Annotated in this window: 4 protein-coding genes; 2 read left to right on the top strand and 2 right to left on the bottom strand. The window is 61.3% G+C overall.

The window, feature by feature from the left end:
- The coding region (locus ACQRCJ_RS12355; RefSeq protein WP_427799930.1) for a hypothetical protein at positions 1 to 278 on the top strand (278 nt) is incomplete at its 5' end.
- Positions 279 to 284: 6 nt separating this feature from the next.
- A complete protein-coding gene (locus ACQRCJ_RS12350; RefSeq protein ID WP_427799929.1) occupies positions 285 to 722 on the top strand; it encodes a hypothetical protein in 438 nt (145 codons plus the stop codon).
- Between the two features lie 18 nt (positions 723 to 740).
- Here ACQRCJ_RS12350 and ACQRCJ_RS12345 read toward each other — a convergent pair whose 3' ends face one another.
- Together ACQRCJ_RS12345 and ACQRCJ_RS12340 are read right to left on the bottom strand one after the other, a co-directional pair.
- Positions 741 to 1,211, bottom strand: coding sequence for a YccF domain-containing protein (locus ACQRCJ_RS12345; RefSeq protein WP_304014632.1), 471 nt, complete (start codon positions 1,209 to 1,211; stop codon positions 741 to 743).
- Between the two features lie 246 nt (positions 1,212 to 1,457).
- Positions 1,458 to 1,829: hypothetical protein (locus ACQRCJ_RS12340; protein WP_427799928.1), on the bottom strand; the 372-nt coding region annotated here is incomplete at its 5' end.

Raw genomic sequence — 1,829 nt, 5'->3', positions numbered from 1 at the left:
GAATAGAAAATATAGATAAGCAGTTGCTCGCATCTCATGAAATAATGTGCCGAAAAATGGAGGGGAATATCGATAAATTCCTTGATTGGTACTACAGCCTGACTGCTGAATATTTACGTCTGTTCAATGTCCTTTCCGGAACGGCTGATGAATTCATGCGGGAAAAATTGAAAGAACATCTGGAGAACGGCTTCGACTTTGGATGGGTATACGATAAAATTCAGGAACGTGAAGCGCTTCAGGCAGAATGGCGAAGCAAATTGCAGTATATGAAGTAGCAATACATGATCTCTGCAGAAGGGGCAAAATCGAAGACCATCGTCAGGCTGTCTCCCGATTTCCTGCAGTTAACACCTTCCCGGGAATTCGTTAACTGGCACACGCGTATGGGGACGGGAGCCGTCAGCGGTATTACAGCCGGCATTGCTGCCAAGGCCTTGTCGAAAAGTACAGGAAAACTTGCCGTGTCCGCCCTAGCTAAGGCTTTGGCGAGCAAGGGGGTCGGATTGGGAGCTTCTGTTCTTGCGGGAGCTGGTACCGGAGCTGCCACGGGGTCTGTTGTCCCCGGTTTCGGTACGGTCGCTGGCGGGGTCGCCGGTGTCGTAGGGGGAGCCGCCATTTGGGTCCTTACGGACTCTGCCCTTCTTTTCGCAGAAGAAAAGATCAGCCGCGAAGACTTTCGTCAGGAGCTCTTGGCCAGCGTCAGAGAGATGTGCCGCTAGCGCTGCGGGGGAGGGCTCCTACCTGTCGTGGAACTGTCCGCTGGCCTGGCGCCAGGCGGCGGCCTGTTCCGCTGCATCGGCCACGCGGGCGTCCACGATGGTCTTGCCGATGGGGCACAGGGCCAGGGCAGCCAGCTTGACGTGCTGCCAGGCGAAGGGGATGCCGATGATTGTCACGGCGCAGGCCAGGGCCGAGAGCAGATGCCCGCAGGCGATCCAGATACCGCAGAGCAGCAGCCAGACGATATTGCCCACGGTGCCCAGCGGGCCGGTGCCGATGTCGCCTTCGCCGGTAAGGACGTCACGGGAGACCGGCATGCGGCCGAAGGGCATGAAGGCGAAACCGGCCATGACGAAGCAGGCCCGGCCCCAGGGGATGCCGATGATGCTGATGAAGCAGAACACGCCCGCGATGCACCAGAGCAGGCCGGTACCCAGACCGAAGGGGAAGAACCAGAGGACATTGCCGAGACAGCCCAGAGCTTGCATGGGAAACTCCTGAAAAGACGTGGATGGAGCATCCATGCTACACGGGGGCGGGATGCCTGTCCATCTGCCGGGGAGGGATGGGCGAAGCGTGCGGGGAAGATGCCGCATGGAGCGGTCATCTCCCACTCTCCATCGAGGAAGAAGGCCCTCACGCAGGATGGCCGTCGGGCAGGAGGCCAGGCAGGATCAGGCAATGATCCCGGCCGTCCCCGTCATGGAAGGAGAGCGGGCCGAAAAGGCGAAAGGCTACAGTTCCGGCAGGAAAAAATAGAAGGAGGCCAGCATGGCGGCCAGCAGACAGAGCTGGATCAGGATCACCAGCCAGCAGGTCTTGCGGAAGGCGGCAAGACGGCCGCGGGCACGCCCGCACACGGCGCAGGCCTCGTCCCGCACCTGACGGAGGGCCGTGCGTTCCTGTTCCGGAAGGGCGACGGACGCGGCGTCGAGGGCCGTCCCCAGCGCATCGAGCCGGGCCCGGAGCGCGGCCTGTTCCCGCTCCAGTTCCCGCAGCGGTGATGACGGACGGCGGGAGGCCTTGCGCGTGGCCTTTGCGGGGCCCGGGGCCTTGCGGGGCAGGAGCCGCCCCAGCCATGCTTTGCCGTTCATGGAAGTCCTTTG

Source organism: Desulfovibrio sp. SGI.102, assembly GCF_050314315.1.
Classification (GTDB): domain Bacteria; phylum Desulfobacterota; class Desulfovibrionia; order Desulfovibrionales; family Desulfovibrionaceae; genus Desulfovibrio.
The sequence above is the reverse complement of the archived record's forward strand: the minus strand, read 5'-3'. Positions and strand labels throughout refer to the sequence as shown.